Below are 26,598 nucleotides of genomic sequence, written 5' to 3'. Positions count from 1 at the left end.
AAAAATGTTACAGCCTAAAAGAACAAAATACCGTAAGGTACAGAAAGGTAAAATGAAAGGTGTTTCTCAAAGAGGACATGTACTTTCAAATGGTATGTTTGGGATAAAATCTTTAGATTCAGCTTTCATTACTTCTCGTCAAATTGAGGCGGCTCGTATCGCAGCAACACGTTTCATGAAAAGAGAAGGACAGTTGTGGATTAAAATTTTCCCGGATAAGCCAATCACAAAGAAACCTCTTGAAGTACGTATGGGTAAAGGTAAAGGTGCAGTTGAATATTGGGCTGCAGTTGTAAAACCGGGAAGAATCATGTTTGAAGTAGGAGGTGTGCCGCTTTCTGTAGCAAAAGAAGCATTACGTCTTGCTGCACAAAAACTTCCTGTAAAAACTAAGTTTGTTGTCGCTAGAGATTTCGAAGCATAATTAAAAGAGCATTATGAAACAATCAGAAATAAAAGATCTATCTGCAGCTGAGTTACAAGAGAAACTTAGTCAGTTAAAGAAAACTTATACCGACCTAAAAACAGCTCATACAATTTCTCCGATTGATAATCCATTACAATTAAGAAATGTAAGAAGAGCGGTTGCGAGAATTGAAACTGAGTTAACTAAAAGAGAGTTACAATAATTTGTATTCTGCTGAAAGATGGAAAAAAGAAATTTAAGAAAAGAGAGAGTAGGTGTTGTTACTAGCAACAAAATGGAGAAATCTATTGTTGTTTCTGAAACAAGAAAAGTAAAACACCCTTTATATGGTAAGTTCGTGTTGAAAACTAAAAAATACGTTGCACACGACGAAACAAACGATTGTAACATTGGAGATACTGTAAGAATTATGGAGACTCGTCCATTAAGTAAATCTAAATGTTGGAGACTAGTTGAAATCATTGAAAGAGCTAAGTAATTATGGTACAACAAGAATCAAGATTAAAAGTAGCAGATAACACGGGAGCTAAGGAAGTTTTAACTATCCGTGTTTTAGGAGGAACGAAACGTCGTTATGCCTCTGTAGGTGATAAAATTGTAGTTTCTATTAAAGATGCTACTCCTAACGGAAACGTGAAAAAAGGAGCTGTATCTACTGCAGTTGTTGTACGTACTAAAAAAGAAGTGAGAAGAGCTGATGGATCTTACATCCGTTTTGACGATAACGCATGTGTATTGTTAAACGCTGCAGGTGAAATGAGAGGTACTCGTGTTTTTGGTCCGGTAGCTAGAGAACTTCGTGAAAAACAATTCATGAAAATTGTATCATTGGCACCAGAGGTGCTTTAATTCTTAAAATGATGGCAAAGCTAAAAATTAAATCAGGAGACGTAGTAAAAGTAATCGCCGGAGATCATAAAGGGTCTGAAGGAACAGTTTTGCGCGTACTTCGTGAAGCAAATAAAGCGGTAGTTGAAGGGATTAACATGGTTTCAAAACATACAAAACCAAGTGCTAAAAACCCTCAAGGTGGTATCGTTAAGAAGGAAGCTCCTATTCATATTTCAAACCTGTCTTTAATTGACCCGAAATCAAAGTCAGTTACTAAAGTAGGTTTCAAAGTTGAAGGAGACAAGAAAGTGAGATTTTCAAAAAAATCTAATCAAGTATTATAGTTATGTCTTATATACCTAGATTAAAAGAAGAATATAAGAGTAGAGTTATTGCTGCTCTTAGAGAAGAATTCGGTTACAAAAACATTATGCAAGTTCCTAAACTTGAAAAGATTGTTGTAAGCCGTGGAGTTGGTGCAGCTGTATCTGATAAAAAATTAGTAGATTACGCTGTTGAAGAAATTACTAAAATTACCGGTCAAAAGGCTGTGTCTACTATTTCTAAGAAAGACGTTGCTTCTTTCAAATTGAGAAAAGGTATGCCGATCGGTGCTAAAGTAACATTACGTGGAGAAAGAATGTATGAGTTCTTAGACAGATTGATTACTTCGTCTTTACCGCGTGTTAGAGATTTCAACGGGATCAAATCAACTGGTTTTGACGGTAGAGGTAACTATAACTTAGGGGTTCTAGAGCAAATTATCTTCCCTGAGATTGATATCGATAAAGTAAACAAAATTGCTGGTTTTGATATTACTTTTGTAACTTCTGCAAAAACAGATAAAGAAGCAAAATCATTATTAGGAGAACTAGGATTACCTTTTAAAAAGAATTAAGACATGGCTAAAGAATCTATGAAAGCCCGTGAGGCGAAAAGAGAAGCATTAGTAGCTAAATATGCTGAAAAAAGAAAAGCTTTGAAAGAAGCCGGAGATTATGAGGCATTGCAAAAATTACCAAAAAATGCATCTCCTGTGCGTTTACACAATCGTTGTAAATTGACAGGTAGACCAAGAGGCTACATGCGTCAATTCGGAATTTCACGTGTAACATTCCGTGAAATGGCTAACCAAGGATTAATTCCGGGGGTAAAAAAATCCAGTTGGTAATATAAATTTGTTAAAAACAATAAAAAAGTGTACATTTGTGCGCTTTTTTATTGAAAATAAGATTTTTATAAGTCGCAATAGTGCTAAAAACTGGTGCTATCGCGGCTTATAGGAGTTAATTAGAATTTTGAATTTAATTGGTTTTAGGTTCAAGGAGTGGGTTGCCTCTTGAAAACCGGAACCGCAATTTTATATATATGTATACAGATCCAATTGCAGATTTTCTTACAAGAGTTAGAAATGCTGTGAGAGCTAACCACAAAGTGGTTGAGATTCCGGCTTCTAATTTGAAAAAAGAGATCACAAAAATTTTATTTGACCAAGGGTATATCTTGAGCTACAAATTTGAAAATAATACCGTTCAAGGTAGTATTAAAATCGCTCTTAAGTACGACAAAGAAACTAAAGAGCCTGTAATCAGAGATATCCAAAGAATTAGTAAACCAGGTTTACGTAAGTATGCTAGCTCTACTGATTTACCAAGAATCTTAAACGGACTAGGTGTGGCTATTGTTTCTACATCTAAAGGTGTTATGACTGGTAAACAAGCCAAACAGCTTAATGTTGGTGGAGAAGTAATTTGTTACGTATATTAATTAAAAGACGAAAGCATGTCAAGAATAGGTAAAAATCCAATTGCAATTCCAGCAGGAGTAACTGTAGAAGTGAAAGATGCTGTAGTTATAGTAAAAGGAAAATTAGGCGAGCTTTCTCAAGAGTTTTCTGATGTGACGGTAAAAGTTGAGGACAACAATGTTGTTGTTGAGCGTTCATCAGATAACAAAAGTGAGAGAGCGAAACATGGATTATATCGTGCTCTTATCAATAATATGGTTGTAGGAGTTTCAGAAGGTTTTACTAAGGAGTTAGAATTAGTGGGTGTTGGTTACCGTGCTTCAAATCAAGGGCAAAAACTTGATTTGGCATTAGGATACTCTCATAATATTGTTTTAGATATTGCTCCGGAAGTAAAAGTTGAAACAGTTTCTGAAAAAGGTAAAAATCCAATAGTGAAATTATCATCATTTGACAAACAATTATTAGGTCAGGTATCTGCTAAAATCAGATCTTTCCGTAAACCTGAGCCTTACAAAGGAAAAGGTGTTAAGTTTGTAGGTGAAGTATTAAGAAGAAAAGCAGGTAAATCAGCTTAAAAATTAAGGCTATGTCATTAACAAAAACTGAAAGAAGACAAAGAATTAAATTCAGAATTAGAAAGATTGTTAGCGGTACTGCTGCACAACCTAGACTTTCTGTATTTAGATCTAATAAAGAGATCTATGCGCAAGTCATAGATGACGTAAACGGTGTTACATTAGCTTATGCATCTTCTCGTGATAAAGAAGTTGCAAAAGGTACAAAAACTGAAATTGCTAACGCAGTAGGTAAATTAGTAGCTGAAAGAGCTCTTAAATCAGGTATTAGTGAAATCTCTTTTGATAGAGGTGGATATTTGTACCATGGACGTGTTAAATCATTAGCAGAAGGAGCTAGAGAAGCTGGACTAAAATTCTAAAGTTATGTATCAAAAATATAAAAATGTAGAGCTAGTAAAACCAAGTGGTCTTGAATTAAAAGATCGTTTGGTTAGTGTAAATCGTGTTACTAAAGTTACTAAAGGTGGTAGAGCATTCGGTTTCTCTGCTATCGTAGTAGTAGGTGATGAGAGTGGAGTTGTAGGACACGGATTAGGAAAATCTAAAGATGTTTCTGAAGCTATTGCTAAAGCAGTAGAAGACGCAAAGAAAAATTTAGTTAGAGTTCCTTTGAATGGTGTTACTGTACCTCATGAGCAAAAAGGTAAGTATGGTGGGGCTAGAGTTTATTTAATGCCAGCATCTCATGGTACCGGAGTTATTGCCGGTGGTGCAGTGCGTGCGGTATTAGAGTCAGTAGGTATTCACGATGTATTGTCTAAATCTCAAGGTTCATCTAATCCTCATAACGTTGTTAAAGCTACTTTTGATGCTTTGTTACAAATGAGAAGTGCTGCAACTGTTGCTAAACAAAGAGGCGTGTCTCTTGATAAAGTATTTAAAGGATAAAAAATTCAAGGAAAATGGCAAAAATTTTAGTAAAACAAGTAAAAAGTAGAATTAACTGTCCGGAGACTCAAAAAAGAACATTAGATTCTTTAGGGTTAAGAAAAATCGGGCAAGTTGTTGAGCATGACGCAAGTCCTGCTGTCCTTGGAATGGTAAATAAAGTTAAACACTTAGTTTCTGTTGAAGAAACTAAATAATAGTTTTCGTTATGAATTTAAGTAACTTACAGCCAGCTGAAGGTTCAGTTCACAACCAAAATAAAAGAGTAGGTAGAGGACAAGGTTCCGGTAAAGGTGGTACTTCGACAAGAGGTCACAAAGGAGCAAAGTCACGTTCTGGTTATTCTAAGAAAATTGGTTTCGAAGGTGGTCAAATGCCACTTCAAAGACGTGTACCTAAGTTTGGATTTAAAAATATTAACAGAGTTGAGTATCAAGGTGTGAACTTAGATACAATTCAATATTTAGTAGATAATGGTATTATTACTGATACTGTTGATTTCGACGTATTAGTAGAAAATCGTTTAGCTACAAAAAATAGCTTAGTAAAGATTTTAGGTAGAGGTGAGCTAAAAGCTAAACTTAAAGTTAGTGCTCACAAATTTACTGCCTCTGCAAAAGCTGCAATAGAAGCTGCTGGTGGAGAAGCTGTAACTTTATAATCCTTTTAGTAATATGAAGAAATTTATAGATTCTTTTATCAATGTCTGGAAAATTGAAGAGTTAAAAAACAGAATTTTGTTAACTCTAGGTTTGTTATTAGTGTATCGTTTCGGTGCTCAGGTAACACTTCCGGGTATTGATGCTACTAAATTGGGAAATCTTACTAACCAAACAAACGAAGGTATTGGTTGGTTAATCAATGTATTTACAGGAGGCGCGTTTTCGCAAGCCTCTGTATTTGCATTAGGTATCATGCCTTATATCTCTGCTTCTATCGTAGTTCAGTTGATGGGGATCGCTATTCCTTATCTGCAAAAATTACAGAGTGATGGAGAAAGCGGTAGAAAAAAGATTAACCAAATCACGAGATGGCTAACAATTATAATCACTTTGGTTCAAGGTCCGGGTTATATCTATAACTTATACAGAACCTTGCCTTCTGATGCGTTTTTGTTAGGTGTAAGCTCATTCTCATTCTTGTTCTCATCTGTTTTAATTATGGTGACAGGAACAATATTTGCTATGTGGTTAGGTGAAAAAATCACTGATAAAGGAATCGGAAACGGTATCTCTTTATTAATTATGGTGGGAATTATCGCCAGAATGCCGCAAGCATTTATTCAGGAATTCATGTCTCGTACGTCGCAAGAGTCTAGCGGAAGCATTATGATGATTGTGATGGAGGTGATTTTATGGTTCTTAGTGATCATTGCCAGTATCTTATTGGTTATGGCAGTGAGAAAAATTCCTGTGCAATATGCCAGAAGAACAGTAGCTGGTGAGTTCGAACAAGATATGATGGGTTCTAGACAGTTTATACCTTTGAAGCTAAATGCTTCAGGTGTAATGCCGATTATCTTTGCACAGGCTATTATGTTCATTCCAGCTGCAATTTCCGGATTAGCAAAAGAATCTGACACGGCACAATCGTTGGCCACCATGTTTAAAGATCCGTTCGGATTGGTTTATAATGTGGTATTTGCTTTGTTAATTATAATTTTTACGTATTTTTACACCGCAATTACCGTACCGACAAACAAAATGGCTGATGACTTGAAAAGAAGTGGTGGTTTCATACCAGGGGTAAGACCAGGGGTTGAGACTAGTGATTATCTGGACAAGATTATGTCGTTAATAACCTTTCCGGGTTCTATTTTCTTAGCATTGATTGCGATTTTACCTGCATTCGTGGTAAGTTTATTGAACGTTCAAGGTGCTTGGGGTTATTTTTATGGAGGTACATCTTTACTAATTATGGTGGGGGTTGCTATTGATACTATTCAACAAATTAATACCTATTTATTGAATAGACATTATGATGGTTTGATGAAAAGTGGTAAAAATAGAAAAGCAGTAGCTTAATATTTATGGCAAAACAATCAGCAATAGAACAAGACGGAACAATTGTAGAAGCATTGTCAAATGCAATGTTCCGAGTAGAGTTAGAAAACGGACATGTTGTAATTGCTCATATTTCCGGTAAAATGCGTATGCATTATATTAAATTACTACCGGGAGATAAGGTAAAACTTGAAATGAGCCCTTACGATTTAACAAAAGCAAGAATTACATATAGATACTAAAGGCTATTAAAATGAAAGTAAGAGCATCAGTAAAAAAGAGAAGTGCCGAGTGCATTATAGTGCGTAGAAAAGGAAGATTATACGTGATTAATAAAAAGAATCCTAGATTTAAACAAAGACAAGGATAATTATGGCAAGAATTGCAGGGGTAGATGTACCTAAACAAAAAAGAGGAATTATTGCTTTAACATACATTTTTGGTGTTGGTAAAAGCAGAGCTAAAGATATCTTAGCAAAAGCTCAAGTGAGCGAAGATAAAAAAGTTCAAGATTGGAATGATGATGAAATCAGTGCCATCCGTGAAGCTGTTTCATACTACAAGATTGAAGGTGAATTGCGTTCTGAGATTCAATTAAACATCAAACGTTTAATGGATATCGGATGTCAAAGAGGTATTCGTCACAGAGCTGGACTTCCGTTAAGAGGTCAAAGAACTAAGAATAATTCTAGAACTAGAAAAGGTAAGAGAAAAACTGTTGCTAACAAGAAAAAAGCAACTAAATAATAAGTAAGTAATATGGCTAAGACAACAGCAAAAAAACGTAAAGTTATAGTTGAATCTTCTGGAGAAGCACATATTAATGCTACTTTTAACAACATAATCATTTCATTAACTAACAAAAAAGGTGAAGTGATCTCTTGGTCTTCGGCTGGTAAAATGGGCTTCAGAGGTTCTAAAAAGAACACTCCGTATGCAGCTCAAATGGCAGCAGAAGATTGCGCAAAAGTAGCACTAGAGGCTGGATTGAAAAAAGTAAAAGTTTACGTTAAAGGTCCAGGTAACGGTAGAGAATCAGCTATTCGTTCTATCCACAATGGTGGTATAGAAGTAACTGAAATCATCGATGTTACTCCAATTCCTCATAACGGATGTCGTCCTCCGAAAAGAAGAAGAGTTTAATTATTTTTTAGTATAACCAAGGTAGGTTTACGATTATCGAAGGATAAAATTAGACCTGAATTCATAATCCCTACCTTAATTTATTTTTTAAAATGGCAAGATATACTGGTCCTAAAACAAAAATCGCTCGTAAGTTTGGCGAAGCTATCTTCGGAGATGATAAAGCCTTCGAAAAAAGAAATTACCCTCCGGGACAACATGGTTTGGCTCGTAAAAGAGGTAAAAAATCTGAATATGCTATCCAGTTAATGGAAAAACAAAAAGCTAAATATACTTATGGTATTTTAGAAAAACAATTCAGAAATTTATATGAAAAAGCATCTGCTGCTTCTGGAGTAACAGGTGAAATCTTATTACAATTATGTGAATCACGTTTAGATAACGTTGTATTCCGTATGGGTGTTGCTCCTTCAAGAAGAGCAGCTCGTCAAATTGTATCTCACCGTCATATTACTGTAAATGGAGAGGTTGTTAATATTCCTTCTTATCAATTAAAACCTGGTGATAAAGTAGCTATACGCGAAAAATCAAAATCTCTTGAGGCAATTGAGCGTTCTTTATCTAATTCTGCTCACGTTTACGAGTGGATCACTTGGAACAACGACACTAAAGAAGGTACTTTTGTTGCCGTTCCGCAAAGATTACAAATTCCAGAAAATATCAAAGAACAACTAATCGTTGAGTTGTATAACAAATAATAATTGACTTTAGTCGAGATATGGCATTATTTAATTTTCAAAAGCCCGATAAAGTTATCATGATCGATTCAACCGATTTTGAAGGTAAGTTTGAATTCAGACCTTTAGAACCGGGATACGGATTGACTGTTGGTAATGCATTAAGAAGAGTTTTACTTTCTTCATTAGAAGGTTACGCAATTACATCTGTTAGAATTGAAGGAGTTGAGCATGAATTCTCAACAATTTCTGGTGTAGTTGAAGATGTTACAGAAATTATCCTTAACTTAAAGCAAGCACGTTTCAAAAGACAAATTGAGGACGTTGATAATGAATCTGTTTCAATTTCACTTTCTGGTAAAGAACAAATTACAGCAGGAGATTTTCAAAAATTCATCTCTGGTTTCCAAGTGTTAAATCCGGATTTAGTAATTTGTACTTTAGATAGTAAAACAACTATCAACATGGAACTTACTATCGAAAAAGGTAGAGGTTATGTTCCTGCTGAAGAAAACAAAAAAGCAAACGCGCCTATTGGAACTATTTTTACAGATTCTATCTATACACCGGTAAAAAATGTAAAATATTCAATTGAAAACTACCGTGTAGAGCAAAAAACTGACTACGAAAAATTAGTTTTTGAAATCGTTACCGACGGATCAATTCATCCAAAAGACGCTTTAACTGAAGCAGCTAAAACGTTGATTCACCACTTTATGTTGTTTTCTGATGAGAGAATTACATTAGAGGCTGATGAAATTGCTCAAACGGAATCATACGACGAAGAATCTTTACACATGCGTCAGTTGTTAAAGACTAAATTGGTAGATATGGATTTGTCTGTAAGAGCATTAAATTGTTTGAAAGCGGCTGAAGTAGATACATTAGGAGACTTGGTTTCTTTCAATAAAAACGACTTAATGAAATTCCGTAATTTTGGTAAAAAATCTTTAACTGAGCTAGACGAATTAGTAGCTTCTAAAGGTTTGAACTTCGGAATGGATTTAAGCAAATATAAATTAGATAAAGAATAAATTACTTCATATTTTGCTCTCCAGAGAGGATCGTAGCAAGATGAAGGCTAAATAAGAACGTCATGAGACACGGAAAAAAAGTAAATCACTTAGGTAGAAAAGCAGGGCATAGAAAAGCTATGTTGGCTAATATGGCATGTTCGTTAATTGAACACAAAAGAATTAACACAACAGTTGCTAAAGCTAAAGCTTTAAAACAATTTATAGAGCCGCTAGTAACTAAGTCAAAAGAAGATACTACACATAACAGACGTATTGTTTTCTCTTATTTAAGAAGCAAATATGCAGTTACTGAATTATTCAGAGAAGTAGCTGCTAAAGTTGGTGATCGTCCGGGAGGATATACTCGTATCATAAAATTAGGAAACCGTTTAGGGGATAATGCAGATATGGCGATGATCGAACTTGTAGATTTTAACACAATCTATAACGGTGGTAAAAAAGAAGTTAAAAAGACTACTCGTCGTAGTAGAACTAAAAAGACCGATGCAGCTCCTGCAGCTGAAGCACCGGCAACTGAAACTTCTGAAAATACTGAAGCAACTGAATAATCATGAAGAAATGATTAATAAAAAAAGGATAAGCTATTTTAGTTTATCCTTTTTTTTATGTTTTAATTTTAAAATAGGTCGAATAGATTTAACTTTGCAAAAAACAACACAATAAGAATGAAATACACAAATCGCAAAAAAGCTGTATTGCTATTAAAGGACGGTACTATTTTTTATGGTAAATCAATCGGAATCGAAGGTAAAACTTTCGGAGAAGTAGCATTTAATACCGGAACGACAGGCTATCAGGAGATCTTTACAGATCCGTCTTATTATGGTCAAATCATGGTGACTACTAATGCGCACATCGGAAATTATGGTGTAAATGACCTGGAAGTGGAATCCAATGGTGTGAAAATTGCCGGTTTGGTATGTAAAAATTTTAGTTTTAACTACTCAAGAGAAAGAGCAACGGAAAGTTTGTTGGATTACTTCCAAAAACAAAATCTGATCGCTATTTCAGATGTGGATACCAGAGCTTTAGTAAGCTATATTCGTGATAATGGTGCAATGAACGCTGTAATTTGTACAGATGATACGTCAATTGATGAATTGAAGAAACTTTTAGCTGAAGTGCCGGATATGAACGGATTAGAATTAGCTTCAGTAGTTTCAGCAAAAGAACCGTATTTTTTCGGTAACGAAAACGCAACATATAAAGTTTCAGCGTTAGATTTGGGGATCAAGACCAATATTTTGCGAAATCTGGCAGCAAGAGACTGCTATATTAAAGTTTTTCCTTATGATGCAAGTTATGCTGACCTGAAATCATTTAATCCTGATGGTTATTTCTTGTCGAATGGTCCCGGTGATCCCGAGCCGTTAGAGTCAGCACAACAGGTAGCTCGCGATATTTTGAACGAAAATAAGCCTCTTTTTGGTATTTGTCTGGGACATCAGGTAATTGCTTTGGCAAATGGAATTTCTACCTATAAAATGTTCAACGGACATAGAGGAATCAACCATCCGGTCAAAAATTTGATTACGGGAAAAGGCGAGATCACCTCTCAAAACCATGGTTTTGCGGTATCGAAAGAGGATTTGGAAAAGAATACAGATTTTGAATTGACTCATGTGCATCTTAATGATGGTACGGTTGCCGGTATGCGTATGAAATCTAAGAACTGTTTTTCAGTACAATATCACCCGGAAGCAAGTCCCGGACCACACGATTCTTCCTATCTTTTCGATCAGTTTGTTGAGAATATCAAGGCTTCGAAGAACTAAATCGTTATCGTTTATAAGTTTTTTTAGAAATGTGTATTATTAATTTTAATAGTTATATTTTTGTTTAATACACAAAATAATTAACCAAAAATTACAAAAAAATGAGCATTATTATAAAAGTACATGCGAGACAAATTTTGGATTCCAGAGGAAATCCTACAGTTGAAGTGGATGTAGTAACAGAGAATGGAGTTTTAGGGAGAGCCGCTGTGCCAAGCGGAGCTTCAACCGGTGAACATGAAGCAGTTGAATTGCGTGATGGAGGAAAAGATTATATGGGAAAAGGCGTGTTGAAAGCTGTAGAGAATGTAAATACTAAAATTGCTGCTGAAGTAATAGGGATGTCTGTTTTTGAGCAAAATGCTATTGACAAAGCCATGATAGAACTTGACGGAACTGCAAATAAATCTAATCTGGGTGCAAATGCGATCTTAGGTGTTTCTTTAGCAGTAGCTAAAGCTGCGGCTAATGAACTTGGATTGCCATTGTATCGTTACGTTGGGGGTGTTTCTGCAAACACTTTGCCGGTGCCGATGATGAATATTATTAATGGAGGTTCGCATTCTGATGCGCCAATTGCATTTCAAGAGTTTATGATTATGCCGGTTAAGGCTAAAAACTTTACACATGCTATGCAAATGGGAACAGAGATCTTCCATAACCTTAAAAAAGTATTACACGACAGAAATCTTTCTACAGCAGTAGGAGATGAAGGAGGTTTTGCTCCTAATCTGGCAGGAGGAACTGAAGATGCTTTAGACTCAATTAAATTAGCAGTAGAAAAAGCAGGTTATACATTCGGTGACGACGTGAAAGTTGCTTTAGACTGTGCTTCTTCTGAATTTTATGTAGACGGAAAATACGATTATGCTAAATTTGAAGGCGAAACAGGTAAAGTAAGAACTTCAGCTGAGCAAGCAGAATATTTGGCGGAATTAGCAGCTAAATACCCGATTGTTTCTATCGAAGACGGTATGTACGAAGACGATTGGGAAGGATGGAAATTATTGACAGAAAAAATCGGTGATAAAGTGCAGTTAGTAGGTGATGATTTATTTGTTACGAATGTAGAACGTTTGTCAAGAGGTATTTCAGAAGGTATTGCTAATTCAATTTTGATCAAAGTAAACCAGATAGGTACATTGACAGAAACTATTGCAGCTGTGAATATGGCACACAATGCAGGATATACTTCCGTAATGAGTCACCGTTCAGGGGAAACAGAAGACAATACGATTGCAGATTTAGCAGTAGCGCTAAATTGTGGTCAGATCAAAACCGGATCTGCCTCACGTTCAGATCGTATGGCGAAGTATAACCAGTTATTACGCATTGAAGAAGAGTTAGGGGAAGTAGCTTATTTTCCGCAAGAAAATGCTTTTAAAGTGAAGTAATAAATATCAAATTTTTATCAAAATCCCGATTCTGTTAACAAAACTTTATCGGGATTTTTTGTATATAATAAATAAACATAAAATATTTTGAAATTTTTTAAAATTCGAATATAATTCGCTAAATTCGCATGATTCTTAAAATTTTACATTAAAAAAACTATATACACGATGTCAAAAACTGCAATATTAGAGATCGATGGCAATAAATATGAGTTTCCTGTAATTGTAGGGACTGAAAATGAAGCTGCTATCGATATAGAGAAGTTGCGTGCTGCAACCGGTGCTATAACTATCGATCCTGGCTATAAAAATACAGGTTCTTGTAAAAGTGAAATCACTTTCCTAAACGGAGAAGAAGGTGTTTTGCGTTACAGAGGATACACGATCGAAGATTTAGCAGAAAAAGCTACGTTCCTAGAGGTGTCATATCTATTGATTTTTGGTGAATTGCCAACAGCTTCACAGCTTGAGAAGTTTGAAAATGACATCAGAAAATATACAATGGTTAGTGAAGAAATGAAGAGCATCATTGATGGTTTTCCAAGAACAGCCCACCCAATGGGAGTTTTGTCTTCATTGACAAGTGCTTTAACAGCATTCAATCCTAAGTCTGTAAATGTTGAAAATGAAAAAGAATTATACGAAGCTGTTTGTAAAACAATTGGTAAATTCTTAGTAATTGCAACTTGGACTTTCAGAAAGAGAATGGGATATCCTTTAAATTATTACGATAATACAAAAGGGTATGTAGAAAATTTCATGCGTTTGATGTTTGAATTACCGACAGGTCCTTACAAAGTAGATCCTAAAGTAGTTGCGGCATTAGATAAGTTGTTTATTTTGCACGCTGATCACGAACAAAACTGTTCAACATCAACAGTTCGTATCGTAGGGTCATCTCATGCAGGTTTATTTGCTTCAATTTCTGCCGGAGTTTCTGCATTGTGGGGTCCGCTTCACGGAGGAGCTAATCAGGCAGTATTGGAAATGTTACAACAAATTCACGATAATGGAGGAGATGTTGCCAAATTCGTATTGAAAGCTAAAGATAAAAATGATCCGTTCCGTTTAATGGGATTCGGTCACCGTGTTTATAAAAACTTTGACCCGAGAGCTAAGATCATCAAAAAAGCTGCTGATGATGTATTAGGTACATTAGGAGTTGAAGATCCGTTATTAGACATTGCAAAACAATTGGAGAAAGTTGCTTTAGAAGACGAATATTTCAAAGCAAGAAATCTGTATCCTAATGTAGATTTCTATTCAGGAATTATTTACCGTGCAATGGGTATTCCTGTAGAAATGTTTACAGTATTGTTTGCAATCGGACGTTTACCGGGTTGGATTGCTCAATGGAAAGAAATGCGTCTGAACAAAGAGCCGATAGGACGACCTCGTCAAGTATACACCGGTTCACCGCTTAGAGCTTTTAAAGAGGTGAAAGACAGATAAAATAATAAATAAAAAATCCCGAGTAATCGGGATTTTTTATTTAAAGTTAGTTTTTTAGAGCAAAGCTCTTTTTTCTATCTTTGCGCAAACCAAACAAACTATGCTAAAACTGAATATTAAAAATGAAACTTCCCGTTTGAGGGCTGTCATTTTAGGTACAGCTCAGAGTAACGGACCAACACCTACCAAGTCAGAAGCTTACGATCCTAAATCTTTAGAACATATTCTGGCGGGAACTTATCCGCTGGAAGAAGATATGGTTAAAGAGATAGAAGCTTTTAATCAGGTTTTTGAAAAATATGATGTAGAGGTTTTTCGTCCTCAGATTATAGAGAACTACAATCAGATCTTTGCTCGTGATATCGGGTTCGTGATCGATGATGTGTTTATAAAAGCAAATATATTACCCGATAGAGAACGAGAGTTAGATGCGATTCAATATGTGATAGATCAAATGGATCCGACCAAAGTAGTAAGGCCGCCTGAAAAAGTACATATTGAGGGGGGAGATGTAATGCCTTGGAATGAGCATATTTTTATAGGGACTTATAAAGGAAGTGATTACAAAGACTATATCACAGCCAGAACCAATATGTATGGTGTAGATTTTATCAAAGAAATGTTTCCCAATAAAATAGTGAAAGAATTTGATCTGGTGAAGTCAAGGATTGAACCACGCGATAATGCATTGCATTTGGATTGTTGTTTTCAACCGGTTGGTATAGATAAAGGAATTATTTATAAAAGTGGTTTCCGCGAAGAAGCAGATTATCTGTATCTGGTCGATATTTTCGGAAAAGAAAATTTATTTCATATTGAAAGAGAAGAAATGTATCACATGAATTCGAATATTTTTTCAATAGCACCCGATGTTGTGGTTTCAGAAAGAAATTTTACAAGATTAAACAATTGGCTTAGAGCTAACGGCTTTACAGTTGAAGAGATACCTTATGCTGAAATTTCTAAACAAGAAGGACTATTGCGTTGTTCTACGTTACCGTTGATTAGAGATTAAACCAATGTTCGGTAGAAAGAACAATTAACACAAATAACAAATAAAATGAATCAAACAACAAATACAATATTGATGATTCGTCCGGTAGCATTCCGTATGAATGAACAAACGGCAGTGAATAATTATTACCAGAAAGTGTTGGATAACTTATTGCCTGCCACTGTAAATGTAAAAGCGCAGGAAGAATTTGATGTTTATGTTGAAAAATTGAGAACAGTTGGGGTAAATGTAGTTGTTGTAGATGATACGAAAGAGCCGGATACACCGGATAGTATTTTTCCGAATAACTGGATTTCTTTTCATGAGAACGGTGACGTGGCTCTGTATCCGATGTTTGCTGAAAACAGAAGACTGGAACGTAGAGAAGATATCTTAGATATCCTTGAAGAAAAAGGTTTTGTGATCAATGACATTATGGATTATACAGCTGCTGAAGAAGATAATGTTTTTTTAGAAGGAACCGGAAGTATTATTTTAGACCGGGAAAATGAAATCGCTTATTGCGCATTATCACCTAGAGCTGATGAAGAATTGTTTATCGAGTTTTGTGAAGATTTTGAATATACTCCTGTGATCTTTGAAGCTTATCAAACAGTTGATGGTGAGCGAAAACATATTTATCATACCAATGTGATGATGTGTGTTGCAGAAACATTTGCAGTTATCTGTGCTGATTGTATTGATGACAAAGCAGAGCGTAAAATGGTTTTGGAAGTCTTGAAAAAATCCGGGAAAGAAGTTATCTTTATCACTGAAGATCAAGTTAACAATTTTGCCGGAAATATGTTGCAGGTAAAAGGGCAAAATGAGGAACGTTTTCTGGTAATGAGTAATGCAGCCTATCAATCATTGACGCAAGAGCAAATAGCAAAGATTGAGAAACATTGTAAAATTATCTATGCAAGTTTAGATACTATTGAAGCTTGTGGCGGTGGAAGTGCACGTTGCATGATGGCAGAAGTTTTTTTACCGGAAACAGAAAATTAATATGTTATCAAGAAAAACAAAATATGGGTTAAAAGCGCTGATTTATATTGCTAAGCAAGATAAATCAGCACCCGTTTTGATTTCTGAAATAGCCGAAAAAGAACATATTTCCAAAAAGTTTTTAGAGACTATTCTGTTGGATTTGAAGAAATCCGGTATCTTAGGTTCAAAAATGGGTAAAGGAGGCGGCTATTATTTAATGAAAGATCCGAAAGAGATCAAAATAGCAAGTATCATCAGAGTTTTAGACGGTCCGATTGCGCTTCTGCCTTGTGTTAGTATTAATTTTTATGAGAAATGTGACGACTGTCCGAGTGAAGAAACATGTGCGTTGAATAAATTGATGATCCAGGTGAGAGATAACGCTTTGTCTATTTTAGAAAAACAATCTTTACATGATCTGGCAAGCTTTTAAAAAAATTTAAACAAATAATCTATTAATTCTATAGACTAATCGTATATTTGAAGTCTGAAAAAATAAAGCTTATGTTTTTAGATTTATTGAGAACCAAAAAAACAGGAGAGATTGTAAGTCGGGACACAAAGATTTCGGCTTGTAAAGCTGTAACCTGGCGGTTGCTCGGGACTATAGATACTATGATTATTTCTTTTATTATGACAGGTAATGTAAAAATAGCCTTCTCTATAGGGAGCTTTGAAGTATTCACAAAAATGATATTATATTTTATTCACGAAAAGGTCTGGGCAAAATGGACAAAATAAGACAGGAAACATTAAAAAATTGGAATGAACAAATAGACCAATTGTCATTAAAGGAAAGTATTGCATGGGTTTTACAACATGTTGAGGGAAAAGTGGTCTTTTCAACCTCGTTCGGGATAGAAGATCAGGTTATAACACATTACCTTGAGCCACATTATGATAGTGTCGAACTTTTCACGTTAGACACCGGACGTCAGTTTAATGAGACCTATGAAGTGTTTCAGAAAACACAAAGTAAATATCCGAAGCTGAATATTAAAACCTATTATCCGGAAGAAACAGATATTCAGGAATACTACAGCAAATCAGGAGTCAATGGCTTTTATAACAGTATAGAAGAACGAAAGCAATGCTGCTTTATCAGAAAAGTAAAACCTTTAAATAAAGCTTTACTCGGTGCTTCCGTGTGGATCACAGGACTTCGGGCAGAACAATCAGCAAATAGAGAGACTATGCAATTTTTAGAATGGGATGCTGATCATCAATTGATCAAGTTCAATCCGTTACTTCTTTTTACATTAGAAGAAGTGGAAGCAGAAGTAGATCAATACAATATTCCGATTAACAGTTTGTATAAAAAAGGCTATTTGAGCATCGGTTGTGCTCCGTGTACAAGAGCTATCGAACCCGGAGAAGATTTCAGAGCCGGACGTTGGTGGTGGGAAAATGGTAAAAAAGAATGTGGATTACACATACACACCGATCAGAATAATTAATGAAGTTGAAGAATAAGTAAACATTTAAAAGATTTAGAGAACGAGAGTATTTATATTTTGAGAGCTCAGTTTCAAAAGCTTGCTTTGTTGTTTTCGGTAGGTAAAGATTCTATCACAGTTGCCTGTTTAGCGTAAAAAACCTTTTATCCTGATCAATCTGCAAACAAACAATACTGTTGCGGTTGGTTTTGTAGAAAAATAATATTTAGGTTTGAAATGAAAAGCCTGAAAAAAGCAGTTTTAAAAATTGCATTTCAGGCTTTTTGCGTTATATACTTTTGTAAATATTGATAATTGCGCTAATGATATATTCAATACCTATTGCGATGACAATAAAACCGATAATTCTGGAAATAGCAACAATACCCGAGGCTCCTAAAATACGCGATAGATAGTTGGCACTTCTTAGAATTAAGAAGATAACCAATGCTACCAGTAGAACAGCAGCACAACAGATAAGTTTAGAAGCAATAGTGTCGTGTTCCTGGTATAGTGCAATGAGTAAAGAAATAGAGCCAGGTCCGGCGAGCATCGGAATAGCTAATGGACTTAGAGCTATATCATTTCTGTTTTTAGCATCGTTTGCTACTTTTTTATTGACCCCTCTCTTTTTACTGAAGTTACCGTTCAGTAAGGAAAAACCCGAAGTCACAATTAAAATACCGCCGGCAATACGAAGTGAGTCAATACTAATGCCGAAAAACTTTAAAACATATTCCCCTGCAAAATAGGAGATTAGTAAAATAATGGCTACATTAATAGCTGCCCAAAGTGAAATTCGGGAACGTTCTTGTTTTGAATCATCCTGGGTTAATCCTACGAAAATAGGGATAGCACCTAAAGGATTTAAAACTGAGAATAAAGCAGCAAAAATGTAAATGAATTGTTCCATGTTTTTTTGGCAAAAATAATGTGGGTTATTGAGTTGGGAAATTAAAATAATGTTATTTCAAAGTTATGATTAATATTTAATTTTACTAATTTTATAGAAAATAATCTACATGAAAACTTTAGTAATCGGAGCAACGACAAATAAAGAGCGATATGCCTACCGCGCTATAAACAGTTTAATAGATAAAAGCCATCAAGTGGTCGCGATCGGAGTAAAACCGGGAATGGCTCTGGATGTTGAAATTGAAACGGAAAAAATACCTTTTAAAAGTGTAGATACAGTTACTCTTTATGTAAATCCTACGATACAAAAAGAGTATTATGATTATGTGGTTTCACTTAAGCCTAGACGGGTTATATTCAATCCCGGAACCGAAAACCCGGAATTTGTACAACTTTTGGAACAAAACGGTATTGATTCAGAGATAGCTTGTACGTTAGTATTACTGGCGACGAACCAATATTAAACCTAAAAAGGTTAATAAACCATTTATAATTAAGATCTCAAAACCAAAATTAAAAGGCAGTAAGTATTGACTGGTGCTGTCCAGAAATAAAGAGATGAACACTGCTGAAAGAGCAATAATAGGGGTGTTATGATCTTTAATTTTCCATTTGGTAAATAAACCGAAGCTGAACAACCCTAGAAGAGGACCGTATGTAAATCCGGCAAACTTAAATACCTTATCAATCAGACTGGAATCGTGAAAAGCATATTTAAAGAAAAGAATGATAAAGATCGAAATAAAAACAAATACAAGATGAATCCTTTTTCGGAGTTTTATTTGTTGGGTTTCAGAATATTTATTTTCAATATCCAAAATATCGATACAGAATGTCGTGGTTAACGAGGTTAACGAGCTGTCGGCACTGGAAAATGCAGCGGCAATAAGTCCTAATAAAAAGCTGAAAGCAACAGTAACACCTAAGTAATGATTTGCTAAGATAGGGAATAGCTTATCTCCGTGAGCATCAATATTGTATTTTAAGGCATATTCTGTAAAGAGCAAACCTAATACTAAAAAGAAAAAATTAACCACGGTCAATACGATCGTGAACCAAAACATATTTTTTTGAGCATCCTTCAAGCTGCGGCAAGTCAGGTTCTTTTGCATCATGTCCTGATCGAGTCCTGTCATAACGATTGCGATAAAAGCTCCGGATAAGAATTGTTTCCAGAAATAATTCGGAAGTTTCGGATTCTCAAAAAAGAAAGTTTTAGAAAAGTCACTCTGAGCAATAAAATCTGCAAAATTTGAGATGTTCAGCCCTAGGTCGGCAGAAACAACATAGATACATATTCCGACAGAAAGTAACATGAAAAAAGTTTGCAGGGTATCTGTGAATATAATGGTTTTGATTCCGGATTTAAAAGTGTAAAGCCAGATCAGAATAATAGTGGTTGTAACAGTTATCCAGTATGGGATTTTTAGCGGTTCGAAGACTAACGTCTGCAAAACATCTGCAACAAGGAGTAAGCGGAGGTTAGCGCCTACAGTTCTTGAAATAATGAAGAACCACGAACCTGTTTTGTAAGTTTGATTTCCGAAGCGGTCTTTCAGATAAGTATATATAGTGGTAAGGTTCAGTTTATAATACAAAGGAAGCAGAACAATTCCTATGGTAAGGTATCCTAAAATATACCCTAAGACTATCTGAAAATAGGTGAATTGAGAAGCCTCAACTTTACCCGGTACAGAAATAAAAGTGACTCCGGAAAGCGATGCTCCGATCATACCGAATGCAACCAGATACCAAGGAGACTGTTTGTTAGCTTTGAAAAAAGTACTGTTACTTTCATTGTCGTTTCGGGTCGTAAGAAAAGAAATGAGGATTAAAACAGCAAAATAGGCTAATATTAAAAAAAGTATAGATACAGGTTGCATAATTTTTGATCTTTGAGCAAAGATAGAAGTTTTTAAGAGATTTAATTCCGGCAGACTTTTGTATTTTTGTAACCATGGAATTGCCTTCAAAATTATTAGAAAATGCGGTAAATGAGATTTCACAATTACCCGGAATAGGAAAGCGTACTGCTTTACGTTTGGTGTTGCACCTGTTGCGCCAACCGGTAGAACAATCAGAAGATCTGGCGAATGCATTACTCAAAGTAAGAGGAGAGATAAAGTATTGTTCCGGTTGTCATAATATTTCAGATAAAGAGATTTGTCAAATTTGCGAAAATCCTAGTCGAGACAAATCGTTGGTTTGTGTTGTGGAGGATGTGCGTGATGTTATGGCTATTGAAAATACCGGTACATATAAAGGGATTTATCATGTTTTGGGAGGTAAGATCAATCCTATTGAGGGAATAGGGCCAAGTCAGTTGAATATTGTGTCATTGGTTGAAAAAGTAAAGAGTAATGATGTGAAAGAAGTTATCTTTGCGCTAAGTTCCACGATGGAAGGTGATACGACTATTTTTTACATCTATAAACAAATAAAAGATTATAATGTAAAAACATCGACTATTGCACGAGGAATAGCAGTAGGAGATGAGTTAGAGTATGCAGATGAAGTTACTTTAGGAAGAAGCTTACAACATAGGATTCCTTATGAGCAATCTTTAAATCAGTTATAGTGCTTTTTTCAATAAAAAAGTGATTTATTTTTAGAAAATTTAATAGTAAAAACTATATTTGTTTCCACAAAAATAAGATGATGAAGTGTAAACGTTTTTTACAATTGGTGTTGGTTTTGACTTTCTTTACTTCTTGTATATCAAATAAGCAGTTGGTGTATTTGCAGGACGAAGGAAAATCAAACGAATCTATTGAGGTAAAATCGACCCAGACAAAACCTTACAGGGTGCAAACAAATGATATCTTAAGTATCAATATAAAAGCACTTGATCAGAAATTGGTTGAGATGTTTAATCCGTCGACAAATACCGGAAATGCCCAACAGCAAAATTCGCCTCAGAATTTATATTTCAATGGCTTTGTAGTAGACGATCACGGAAATATAAGGGTTCCGGTTTTAGGAGAAGTTAATGTAATGGGGTATACTTTGGAGGAAATCAGAACTACAATCGAAAAGAGACTTTTGAACGAATACTTCCGAACCCAGTCAAGACTTTTTGTGAATGTGAAACTGGCCGGGTTACGTTATACGGTTAATGGAGAGATCGGTTCTCCGGGAACGAATGTGCTTTATCAGGATAAGGCAAATATAATGGAAGCAATTGCTAATTCAGGTGATATTACAATGACCGGTGACCGTAAGAATGTTCAAGTGATCAGAAAATATCCTTATGGGTTTCAAACGTACTATATTGATCTGACCAGTTCTAAAGCAGTAGAATCTCCGGTTTTTTATCTACAGCCTAATGATTATATCTATATCAAACCTTTGAAACAAAAATCATGGGGTACCGGAACAACCGGTATGCAAACTGTCAGTACCATTATAACGGCACTTTCACTGGTAACTACCACAATTTTATTAACCAGAAACCTGTAGAAAAAAGATGTTAGATACCAAAGATTTTTCTTTTTTTGAGACGCAAAACAGCTTTGACTTTAAAGGTTTTTTGATTAGACTTTTGAGTTATTGGAAATGGTTCTTGCTGAGCTTGATCATTACGTTTCTGGTGGCTTATAATGTAAATATCCGAAAGCCTAAAGTTTACGGATTGGAATCCCTGATTGTAATTAAGGACGAGAATAATTCATTTTTTACCTCAAATACCAGTTTGGTTTTTAACTGGGGAGGCGTATCGGAGAAAGTACAAACCATCATTACAACGTTAAAATCAAGATCTCATAATGAGCTTGTTGTAGATAAACTTCAATATTATATCCAGTACCTGAAAAAAGGGAAATATTATTTTGAAGATGTCTACGGAACAGCACCTTTTAAAGTTACTATTGATAAAAATAAAGGACAATTGACAGGTGCTCCGATAAAGATCAAATTTTTATCACCAACAGAATTTCAACTATCAGTTGATTTTATGGAAAATCGTTCCAGATCCCTGATTCATTATGTTGATAATTCCAGAAGTAGATTTTCAATTGGAGAAGTTGAATTCTCTAAAAAATTTAAAGTAGGTGAAAATGTCAATTTACCATTCTTACACTTACGACTTTACATCTTGCCGGAGGCCGATCAATATGTAGGAAAAGAATACTTTCTGCGTTTTGACGATTTTAATGCTACAGTGGGGCGATACAAAAGTATTGATGTGAATGCCGATACAAAAGCTCAGTCTGTTGTGTCTTTGCAATTGCAGGGCGCAAACAAATATCGTTTGGTTGAATACCTGAATGAAACTATCAATGTGTTGCGTAAGAACCAGTTGGAGAGTAAAAATAAATTCGCAACTAATACGATCAATTTTATTGACAGCACATTAGTTGTCATGGAAGCACAAATAAAAGATGCTGAAAATGAACTGAAAGACTTCAGAAAAGGGAAGAACGTTTTTGAGTTAGAGTCAGGAGGAGAAAAGCTAACAGAACGATTGACGGAATTTGATAGCCAAAAAGATTTGATTCAACGTAAAATGGAATACCTGAATCATTTGAAATCTTACTTGGAAAAAAGTACAGATTTTTCAAGATTGCCGGCGCCTTCTGTTGCCGGTATAGACGATCCTAATATTTTGGTTAACGTTTCCAAACTGATACAGCTTTCTGCAGAAAGAGAAGAATTAGGTTATGCGGTTAAAAGTGATGATATCTTTACAGAGTTTGACGTGGAAATGGAAGCACTTAAAAAAGTATTGCTGGAAAATATTTCAAGTGCTAAAGGAGCGTTGCAACTCGATCTGCAACTCATTAACAGAAATATTGCCAATGCTGAAGGAGAGATCAGTCAGTTACCCGAGCTGAAACAGGAACACATCAAAATAACCCGTAAATATAATCTTAAAGACAATATTTATAACACATTTCTTCAGAAAAGAAGTGAAGCGGAAATCATTCGGGCAGCTAATAGTTCTGACGTAGAATTTATTGATACGGCTAAAGATGTCGGAGGTGGATTAAAAGGGCCGAAAACTAGTGTTAATTATATTCTGGCAGCCTTTCTGGGATTTATAATTCCTTTTGTAATAGTGCTATTAATTACATTGTTAGACAATAATATAAATTCGGTAGAAGATATTCAAAAAATGACAAAAATTCCGGTTATCGGAATTATTGGGAAGAAAAATACAGAAAACAATCTATCCGTTTTTGAAAAACCAAAGTCACCGCTTGCAGAGTCTTTCAGAGCTATTCGTTCGTCTCTTCAGTTCTTGTATAAAAAACAAAAAGGAGAAAGAACAAAGATATTAATGCTTACGTCATCCGTTAGTGGAGAAGGAAAAACATTCTGTTCGATCAATCTGGCAACGGTTTTTGCCTTAAGTGAAAAGAAAACGGTAATTGTCGGATTAGATCTAAGAAAGCCTAAGATATTTGGAGACTTTAATATCGATAATGTTACCGGTGTGGTTAATTATCTGATCGGACAAAAGACATTAGATGAGGTTACACAAAGTACACATATTCCGCATTTAGATCTGATCACATCTGGACCTATTCCTCCTAATCCGGCTGAGTTACTAATGGGAGATAGTATGAGAGATATGATCGAAGAGTTGAAAGAGAAATACGATTACGTTATTCTGGATACGCCTCCGGTCGGACTTGTATCTGATGCCCTAGAATTAGCGCATTATTGTGATGCAACACTTTATGTGACACGTCAGGGATACACGAAAAAAGGAATGTTAGGAGTGGTTAACGAAAAGCACAAAAGAGGCGAGCTACAGAATATTAGCATTTTATTTAACGGTTTCCAGAATAAAGCAAAATATGGATACGGTTATGGATACGGTTATGGTTACGGTTATGGTTACGGCTATGGAGCCTATGGAGAAGCTTATATGGAAAGGGATACATCAACATCTGGTTGGAAGAAGTGGTTAAACAAATGGTTGAAAAAAATAAAATTCTAATAACAGGTGGAGCCGGTTTTATCGGTTCAAATCTTTGCGAATATTTTCTGGCTAAAGACTATAAAGTCGTTTGTCTGGATAATTTCAGTACAGGAAAGAGAGAAAATTTGCATAACTTTTTTTCTAATCCGGATTTTGAATTGATAGAAGGTGATATTCGTGACTTACAAACCTGTCATGATGCCGTACAAGGAGTTTCTTATGTTTTACATCAGGCAGCTCTGGGAAGCGTTCCGCGTTCAATTAAGGATCCTATTACTACAAATGAGGTTAATATCTCCGGTTTCCTTAACATGTTAGTGGCATCCCGAGATGCTAAGGTCAAAAGATTTGTGTATGCTGCGAGTTCATCTACGTATGGGGATTCGGAATCTTTGCCTAAAACAGAAGATAAAATAGGGAAACCACTATCTCCTTATGCGGTTACTAAATACGTGAACGAGTTGTATGCAGATGTCTTTGCCAAAGCCTATGGAATGGAAGTAATTGGCTTGCGCTATTTTAATGTTTTTGGACGACGACAAGATCCGAATGGTGCCTATGCTGCGGTTATCCCGAAATTTGTGATGCAATTAATGCAGCATGAATCCCCTGTAATTAACGGAGACGGTACTTTTTCAAGGGATTTTACATATATAGACAATGTCATTCAGATGAACGAACTGGCAATGTTGACACAAAATGAAGAAGCTTTGAATACAGTATATAATACAGCCTTTGGAGAACGAACTACTCTTAATGATTTGGTTACGATGCTAAAGGATGAATTGATTACATTTGATCCCGAAATAGGAAAAGTTGAAATTAGTTACGGACCTAATAGATTAGGAGATATTCCGCATTCTTTAGCTAGTATTGATAAAGCAAAAAAATATCTGAATTATAACCCCCGATTTTCCATGAAATCAGGACTGAAAGAAGCAGTTACATGGTATTGGGAAAATCTAAAAAAATAAACGTATTACCATGAAAATATCTAAGATTTGTTGTATTGGCGCAGGATATGTAGGGGGACCTACTATGGCGGTAATAGCGCAAAAATGTCCTCATATTCAAGTTACAGTTGTTGATTTAAATGAAGCCAGAATAGCAGCCTGGAATGATAGTGATTTGTCTAAATTACCGGTTTACGAACCGGGGTTAGCAGATGTGGTAGCTGAGGCAAGAGGGAGAAATTTGTTCTTTTCAACAGAAGTAGATAAAGCCATCGATGAAGCTGAAATGATTTTTATATCGGTAAATACGCCAACAAAAACCTATGGAATCGGTAAAGGGATGGCGGCCGATTTGAAATATATCGAATTGTGTGCCCGTCAAATAGCACGTGTAGCAAGAGATAATAAAATTGTAGTTGAAAAATCTACGTTGCCGGTAAGAACGGCAAGTGCTATAAAAAGTATTTTAGACCATACCGGAAACGGAGTGCAATTTCAAATTTTGTCAAACCCTGAGTTCTTAGCGGAAGGAACAGCTATAGATGACCTGTTTGCTCCGGACAGAGTTTTGATCGGAGGGGAAGATTCGGCTGAAGGTCAAAAAGCAGTAAATGCTTTAGCAGATGTTTACGCAAATTGGGTTCCGAAAGATAAAATTCTGACAACCAATGTATGGTCTTCTGAGCTTTCAAAACTAACAGCTAATGCTTTCTTGGCACAGCGTGTGTCTTCGATCAATTCCATTAGTGAATTATGTGAAAAAACAGGAGCTAATGTAAATGAAGTAGGTAAGGCAATAGGATTAGATTCCAGAATTGGTCCTAAATTTTTAAAAGCATCTGTCGGTTTCGGAGGTTCATGTTTTCAGAAAGACATCCTGAATCTGGTTTATATCGCTAAAAGCTATGGTTTGAACGAAGTGGCTGATTATTGGGAACAAGTGATTATCATGAACGATCACCAGAAAAGAAGGTTCGCAAAAAATATTATTACTACTTTATACAATACGGTTTCAGGCAAAAAAATCACATTTTTAGGTTGGGCCTTCAAAAAGGACACAAATGACACACGTGAGTCAGCTGCAATCTATGTAGCAGATTACCTTTTGAACGAACAAGCAAATATTGCTGTTTTTGATCCGAAGGTAGAAGAACAACAAATTCTGACAGATCTGGATTATTTAGATACACGCAGTTCTGAAGAAAATAAAAGTGGAGTTGATGTAACAGCTGATCCATATCAGGCATGTAAAGATTCTCATGCTGTAGCAGTATTAACAGAATGGGATGAATTTAAAACATACGATTGGCAAAAGATATATGACAATATGCTAAAACCGGCATTTGTTTTTGATGGTAGAAATATTCTGAATAAAGAAGAATTACAAAAAATAGGTTTTATTTATAAAGCTATCGGTTCATAAAAAATA

General features: G+C 35.4%; 37 protein-coding genes and 1 pseudogene. 36 read left to right on the top strand and 2 right to left on the bottom strand.

Annotated features, from left to right (window positions below; all coding sequences use genetic code 11):
* Positions 1-4: 4 nt before the first annotated feature.
* The 30 genes and pseudogenes from rplP to NHF50_RS04160 form a co-directional block, all read left to right on the top strand.
* Positions 5-424: a 50S ribosomal protein L16 gene (rplP, locus tag NHF50_RS04305; protein ID WP_109568505.1), complete on the top strand. Its 420-nt coding sequence runs from the start codon at positions 5-7 to the stop codon at positions 422-424.
* Positions 425-437: 13 nt separating this feature from the next.
* A complete protein-coding gene (gene rpmC / locus NHF50_RS04300) occupies positions 438-629 on the top strand; it encodes a 50S ribosomal protein L29 (protein WP_109568504.1) in 192 nt (63 codons plus the stop codon).
* 18 nt (positions 630-647) lie between these two features.
* Entirely contained in the window at positions 648-905 is a 258-nt protein-coding gene (gene rpsQ, locus NHF50_RS04295; RefSeq protein ID WP_109568503.1) for a 30S ribosomal protein S17, read from the top strand.
* A gap of 2 nt (positions 906-907) precedes the next feature.
* Positions 908-1,276 (top strand): 50S ribosomal protein L14, encoded by a 369-nt coding sequence (gene rplN, locus NHF50_RS04290; RefSeq protein WP_007803649.1) that lies wholly within the window; start codon positions 908-910, stop codon positions 1,274-1,276.
* An 11-nt stretch (positions 1,277-1,287) separates the two neighbouring features.
* Entirely contained in the window at positions 1,288-1,602 is a 315-nt protein-coding gene (gene rplX, locus NHF50_RS04285; protein WP_109570598.1) for a 50S ribosomal protein L24, read from the top strand.
* 2 nt (positions 1,603-1,604) lie between these two features.
* Positions 1,605-2,156, top strand: a complete 552-nt coding sequence (gene rplE, locus NHF50_RS04280; RefSeq protein ID WP_109568502.1) for a 50S ribosomal protein L5 — start codon at positions 1,605-1,607, stop codon at positions 2,154-2,156.
* A gap of 3 nt (positions 2,157-2,159) precedes the next feature.
* Positions 2,160-2,429, top strand: coding sequence for a 30S ribosomal protein S14 (gene rpsN, locus NHF50_RS04275; RefSeq protein ID WP_109568501.1), 270 nt, complete (start codon positions 2,160-2,162; stop codon positions 2,427-2,429).
* A gap of 197 nt (positions 2,430-2,626) precedes the next feature.
* Complete coding sequence (gene rpsH / locus NHF50_RS04270) at positions 2,627-3,025, top strand: 30S ribosomal protein S8 (protein WP_109568500.1); 399 nt, start codon at positions 2,627-2,629, stop codon at positions 3,023-3,025.
* Positions 3,026-3,040: 15 nt separating this feature from the next.
* Positions 3,041-3,583, top strand: coding sequence for a 50S ribosomal protein L6 (gene rplF, locus NHF50_RS04265; RefSeq protein ID WP_109568499.1), 543 nt, complete (start codon positions 3,041-3,043; stop codon positions 3,581-3,583).
* 11 nt (positions 3,584-3,594) lie between these two features.
* On the top strand, positions 3,595-3,945 hold the full coding sequence (rplR, locus tag NHF50_RS04260; protein ID WP_109568498.1) for a 50S ribosomal protein L18: 351 nt from the start codon (positions 3,595-3,597) through the stop codon (positions 3,943-3,945).
* Positions 3,946-3,949: 4 nt separating this feature from the next.
* A complete protein-coding gene (gene rpsE, locus NHF50_RS04255) occupies positions 3,950-4,474 on the top strand; it encodes a 30S ribosomal protein S5 (protein WP_109568497.1) in 525 nt (174 codons plus the stop codon).
* 14 nt (positions 4,475-4,488) lie between these two features.
* Complete coding sequence (gene rpmD, locus NHF50_RS04250; protein WP_109568496.1) at positions 4,489-4,671, top strand: 50S ribosomal protein L30; 183 nt, start codon at positions 4,489-4,491, stop codon at positions 4,669-4,671.
* An 11-nt stretch (positions 4,672-4,682) separates the two neighbouring features.
* A complete protein-coding gene (gene rplO, locus NHF50_RS04245) occupies positions 4,683-5,135 on the top strand; it encodes a 50S ribosomal protein L15 (protein ID WP_109568495.1) in 453 nt (150 codons plus the stop codon).
* A gap of 13 nt (positions 5,136-5,148) precedes the next feature.
* Positions 5,149-6,498 (top strand): preprotein translocase subunit SecY, encoded by a 1,350-nt coding sequence (gene secY / locus NHF50_RS04240; protein WP_109568494.1) that lies wholly within the window; start codon positions 5,149-5,151, stop codon positions 6,496-6,498.
* A 5-nt stretch (positions 6,499-6,503) separates the two neighbouring features.
* Entirely contained in the window at positions 6,504-6,719 is a 216-nt protein-coding gene (gene infA / locus NHF50_RS04235; protein ID WP_045968400.1) for a translation initiation factor IF-1, read from the top strand.
* A gap of 11 nt (positions 6,720-6,730) precedes the next feature.
* The gene (gene ykgO, locus NHF50_RS04230; protein WP_002987490.1) at positions 6,731-6,847 is read left to right on the top strand and encodes a type B 50S ribosomal protein L36; all 117 of its coding nucleotides are present in this window, start codon (positions 6,731-6,733) and stop codon (positions 6,845-6,847) included.
* A gap of 2 nt (positions 6,848-6,849) precedes the next feature.
* The gene (gene rpsM / locus NHF50_RS04225; RefSeq protein ID WP_109568493.1) at positions 6,850-7,224 is read left to right on the top strand and encodes a 30S ribosomal protein S13; all 375 of its coding nucleotides are present in this window, start codon (positions 6,850-6,852) and stop codon (positions 7,222-7,224) included.
* Positions 7,225-7,236: 12 nt separating this feature from the next.
* The gene (rpsK, locus tag NHF50_RS04220; RefSeq protein WP_072781218.1) at positions 7,237-7,620 is read left to right on the top strand and encodes a 30S ribosomal protein S11; all 384 of its coding nucleotides are present in this window, start codon (positions 7,237-7,239) and stop codon (positions 7,618-7,620) included.
* Between the two features lie 92 nt (positions 7,621-7,712).
* Complete coding sequence (gene rpsD / locus NHF50_RS04215; RefSeq protein ID WP_109568492.1) at positions 7,713-8,318, top strand: 30S ribosomal protein S4; 606 nt, start codon at positions 7,713-7,715, stop codon at positions 8,316-8,318.
* 20 nt (positions 8,319-8,338) lie between these two features.
* Positions 8,339-9,331, top strand: coding sequence for a DNA-directed RNA polymerase subunit alpha (locus tag NHF50_RS04210; RefSeq protein ID WP_109568491.1), 993 nt, complete (start codon positions 8,339-8,341; stop codon positions 9,329-9,331).
* Between the two features lie 62 nt (positions 9,332-9,393).
* Positions 9,394-9,882: a 50S ribosomal protein L17 gene (gene rplQ / locus NHF50_RS04205; protein WP_109568490.1), complete on the top strand. Its 489-nt coding sequence runs from the start codon at positions 9,394-9,396 to the stop codon at positions 9,880-9,882.
* A 117-nt stretch (positions 9,883-9,999) separates the two neighbouring features.
* Positions 10,000-11,109 (top strand): glutamine-hydrolyzing carbamoyl-phosphate synthase small subunit, encoded by a 1,110-nt coding sequence (carA, locus tag NHF50_RS04200; protein ID WP_109568489.1) that lies wholly within the window; start codon positions 10,000-10,002, stop codon positions 11,107-11,109.
* Between the two features lie 101 nt (positions 11,110-11,210).
* Positions 11,211-12,503: a phosphopyruvate hydratase gene (eno, locus tag NHF50_RS04195; protein WP_252775167.1), complete on the top strand. Its 1,293-nt coding sequence runs from the start codon at positions 11,211-11,213 to the stop codon at positions 12,501-12,503.
* A 168-nt stretch (positions 12,504-12,671) separates the two neighbouring features.
* Positions 12,672-13,955: a citrate synthase gene (locus NHF50_RS04190; RefSeq protein ID WP_109568487.1), complete on the top strand. Its 1,284-nt coding sequence runs from the start codon at positions 12,672-12,674 to the stop codon at positions 13,953-13,955.
* Between the two features lie 100 nt (positions 13,956-14,055).
* Positions 14,056-14,970: a dimethylarginine dimethylaminohydrolase family protein gene (locus NHF50_RS04185; protein ID WP_252775166.1), complete on the top strand. Its 915-nt coding sequence runs from the start codon at positions 14,056-14,058 to the stop codon at positions 14,968-14,970.
* Positions 14,971-15,015: 45 nt separating this feature from the next.
* Positions 15,016-15,957 carry a citrulline utilization hydrolase CtlX gene (ctlX, locus tag NHF50_RS04180; RefSeq protein ID WP_252775165.1) on the top strand — a complete coding sequence of 314 codons (942 nt, stop codon included), beginning with the start codon at positions 15,016-15,018 and terminating at the stop codon, positions 15,955-15,957.
* Between the two features lies 1 nt (position 15,958).
* The gene (locus NHF50_RS04175; RefSeq protein ID WP_109568484.1) at positions 15,959-16,372 is read left to right on the top strand and encodes an Rrf2 family transcriptional regulator; all 414 of its coding nucleotides are present in this window, start codon (positions 15,959-15,961) and stop codon (positions 16,370-16,372) included.
* A 71-nt stretch (positions 16,373-16,443) separates the two neighbouring features.
* Complete coding sequence (locus NHF50_RS04170; RefSeq protein ID WP_109568483.1) at positions 16,444-16,680, top strand: DUF2061 domain-containing protein; 237 nt, start codon at positions 16,444-16,446, stop codon at positions 16,678-16,680.
* Complete coding sequence (locus tag NHF50_RS04165; protein WP_252775164.1) at positions 16,668-17,396, top strand: phosphoadenylyl-sulfate reductase; 729 nt, start codon at positions 16,668-16,670, stop codon at positions 17,394-17,396. The genes NHF50_RS04170 and NHF50_RS04165 overlap by 13 nt, the downstream gene beginning before the upstream one ends.
* Positions 17,397-17,408: 12 nt before the next feature.
* A pseudogene (locus NHF50_RS04160) lies at positions 17,409-17,528 on the top strand (sulfate adenylyltransferase small subunit); the annotation flags it as partial.
* Between the two features lie 136 nt (positions 17,529-17,664).
* Here the strand turns inward: NHF50_RS04160 and NHF50_RS04155 are convergent.
* Positions 17,665-18,288, bottom strand: coding sequence for a MarC family NAAT transporter (locus NHF50_RS04155; RefSeq protein WP_109568481.1), 624 nt, complete (start codon positions 18,286-18,288; stop codon positions 17,665-17,667).
* Positions 18,289-18,397: 109 nt separating this feature from the next.
* On the opposite strand from NHF50_RS04155, the gene NHF50_RS04150 reads away from it, so the two are divergent.
* Positions 18,398-18,754 (top strand): CoA-binding protein, encoded by a 357-nt coding sequence (locus NHF50_RS04150; protein WP_109568480.1) that lies wholly within the window; start codon positions 18,398-18,400, stop codon positions 18,752-18,754.
* Here NHF50_RS04150 and NHF50_RS04145 read toward each other — a convergent pair.
* A complete protein-coding gene (locus NHF50_RS04145; protein WP_109568479.1) occupies positions 18,731-20,173 on the bottom strand; it encodes a sodium:solute symporter in 1,443 nt (480 codons plus the stop codon). The genes NHF50_RS04150 and NHF50_RS04145 overlap by 24 nt on opposite strands.
* A gap of 74 nt (positions 20,174-20,247) precedes the next feature.
* Here NHF50_RS04145 and recR point away from each other — a divergent pair, with 74 nt between their 5' ends.
* From recR to NHF50_RS04120, 5 genes are all read left to right on the top strand, one after another.
* Positions 20,248-20,868, top strand: a complete 621-nt coding sequence (gene recR / locus NHF50_RS04140) for a recombination mediator RecR (RefSeq protein ID WP_252775163.1) — start codon at positions 20,248-20,250, stop codon at positions 20,866-20,868.
* Between the two features lie 80 nt (positions 20,869-20,948).
* Entirely contained in the window at positions 20,949-21,749 is an 801-nt protein-coding gene (locus NHF50_RS04135) for a polysaccharide biosynthesis/export family protein (RefSeq protein ID WP_109568477.1), read from the top strand.
* Between the two features lie 7 nt (positions 21,750-21,756).
* A complete protein-coding gene (locus NHF50_RS04130) occupies positions 21,757-24,234 on the top strand; it encodes a polysaccharide biosynthesis tyrosine autokinase (RefSeq protein WP_252775162.1) in 2,478 nt (825 codons plus the stop codon).
* Positions 24,210-25,190, top strand: coding sequence for an SDR family oxidoreductase (locus NHF50_RS04125; protein WP_252775161.1), 981 nt, complete (start codon positions 24,210-24,212; stop codon positions 25,188-25,190). Before NHF50_RS04130 ends, NHF50_RS04125 begins: the two co-directional genes overlap by 25 nt.
* 10 nt (positions 25,191-25,200) lie before the next feature.
* A complete protein-coding gene (locus tag NHF50_RS04120; RefSeq protein ID WP_109568475.1) occupies positions 25,201-26,592 on the top strand; it encodes a UDP-glucose 6-dehydrogenase in 1,392 nt (463 codons plus the stop codon).
* Positions 26,593-26,598 lie beyond the last annotated feature (6 nt).

The organism is Flavobacterium sp. NRK F10 (assembly GCF_024054235.1).
In the GTDB taxonomy this organism is placed as follows: Bacteria; Bacteroidota; Bacteroidia; order Flavobacteriales; family Flavobacteriaceae; genus Flavobacterium; species Flavobacterium sediminis.
This window is presented reverse-complemented; position numbering and strand designations above follow the sequence as displayed.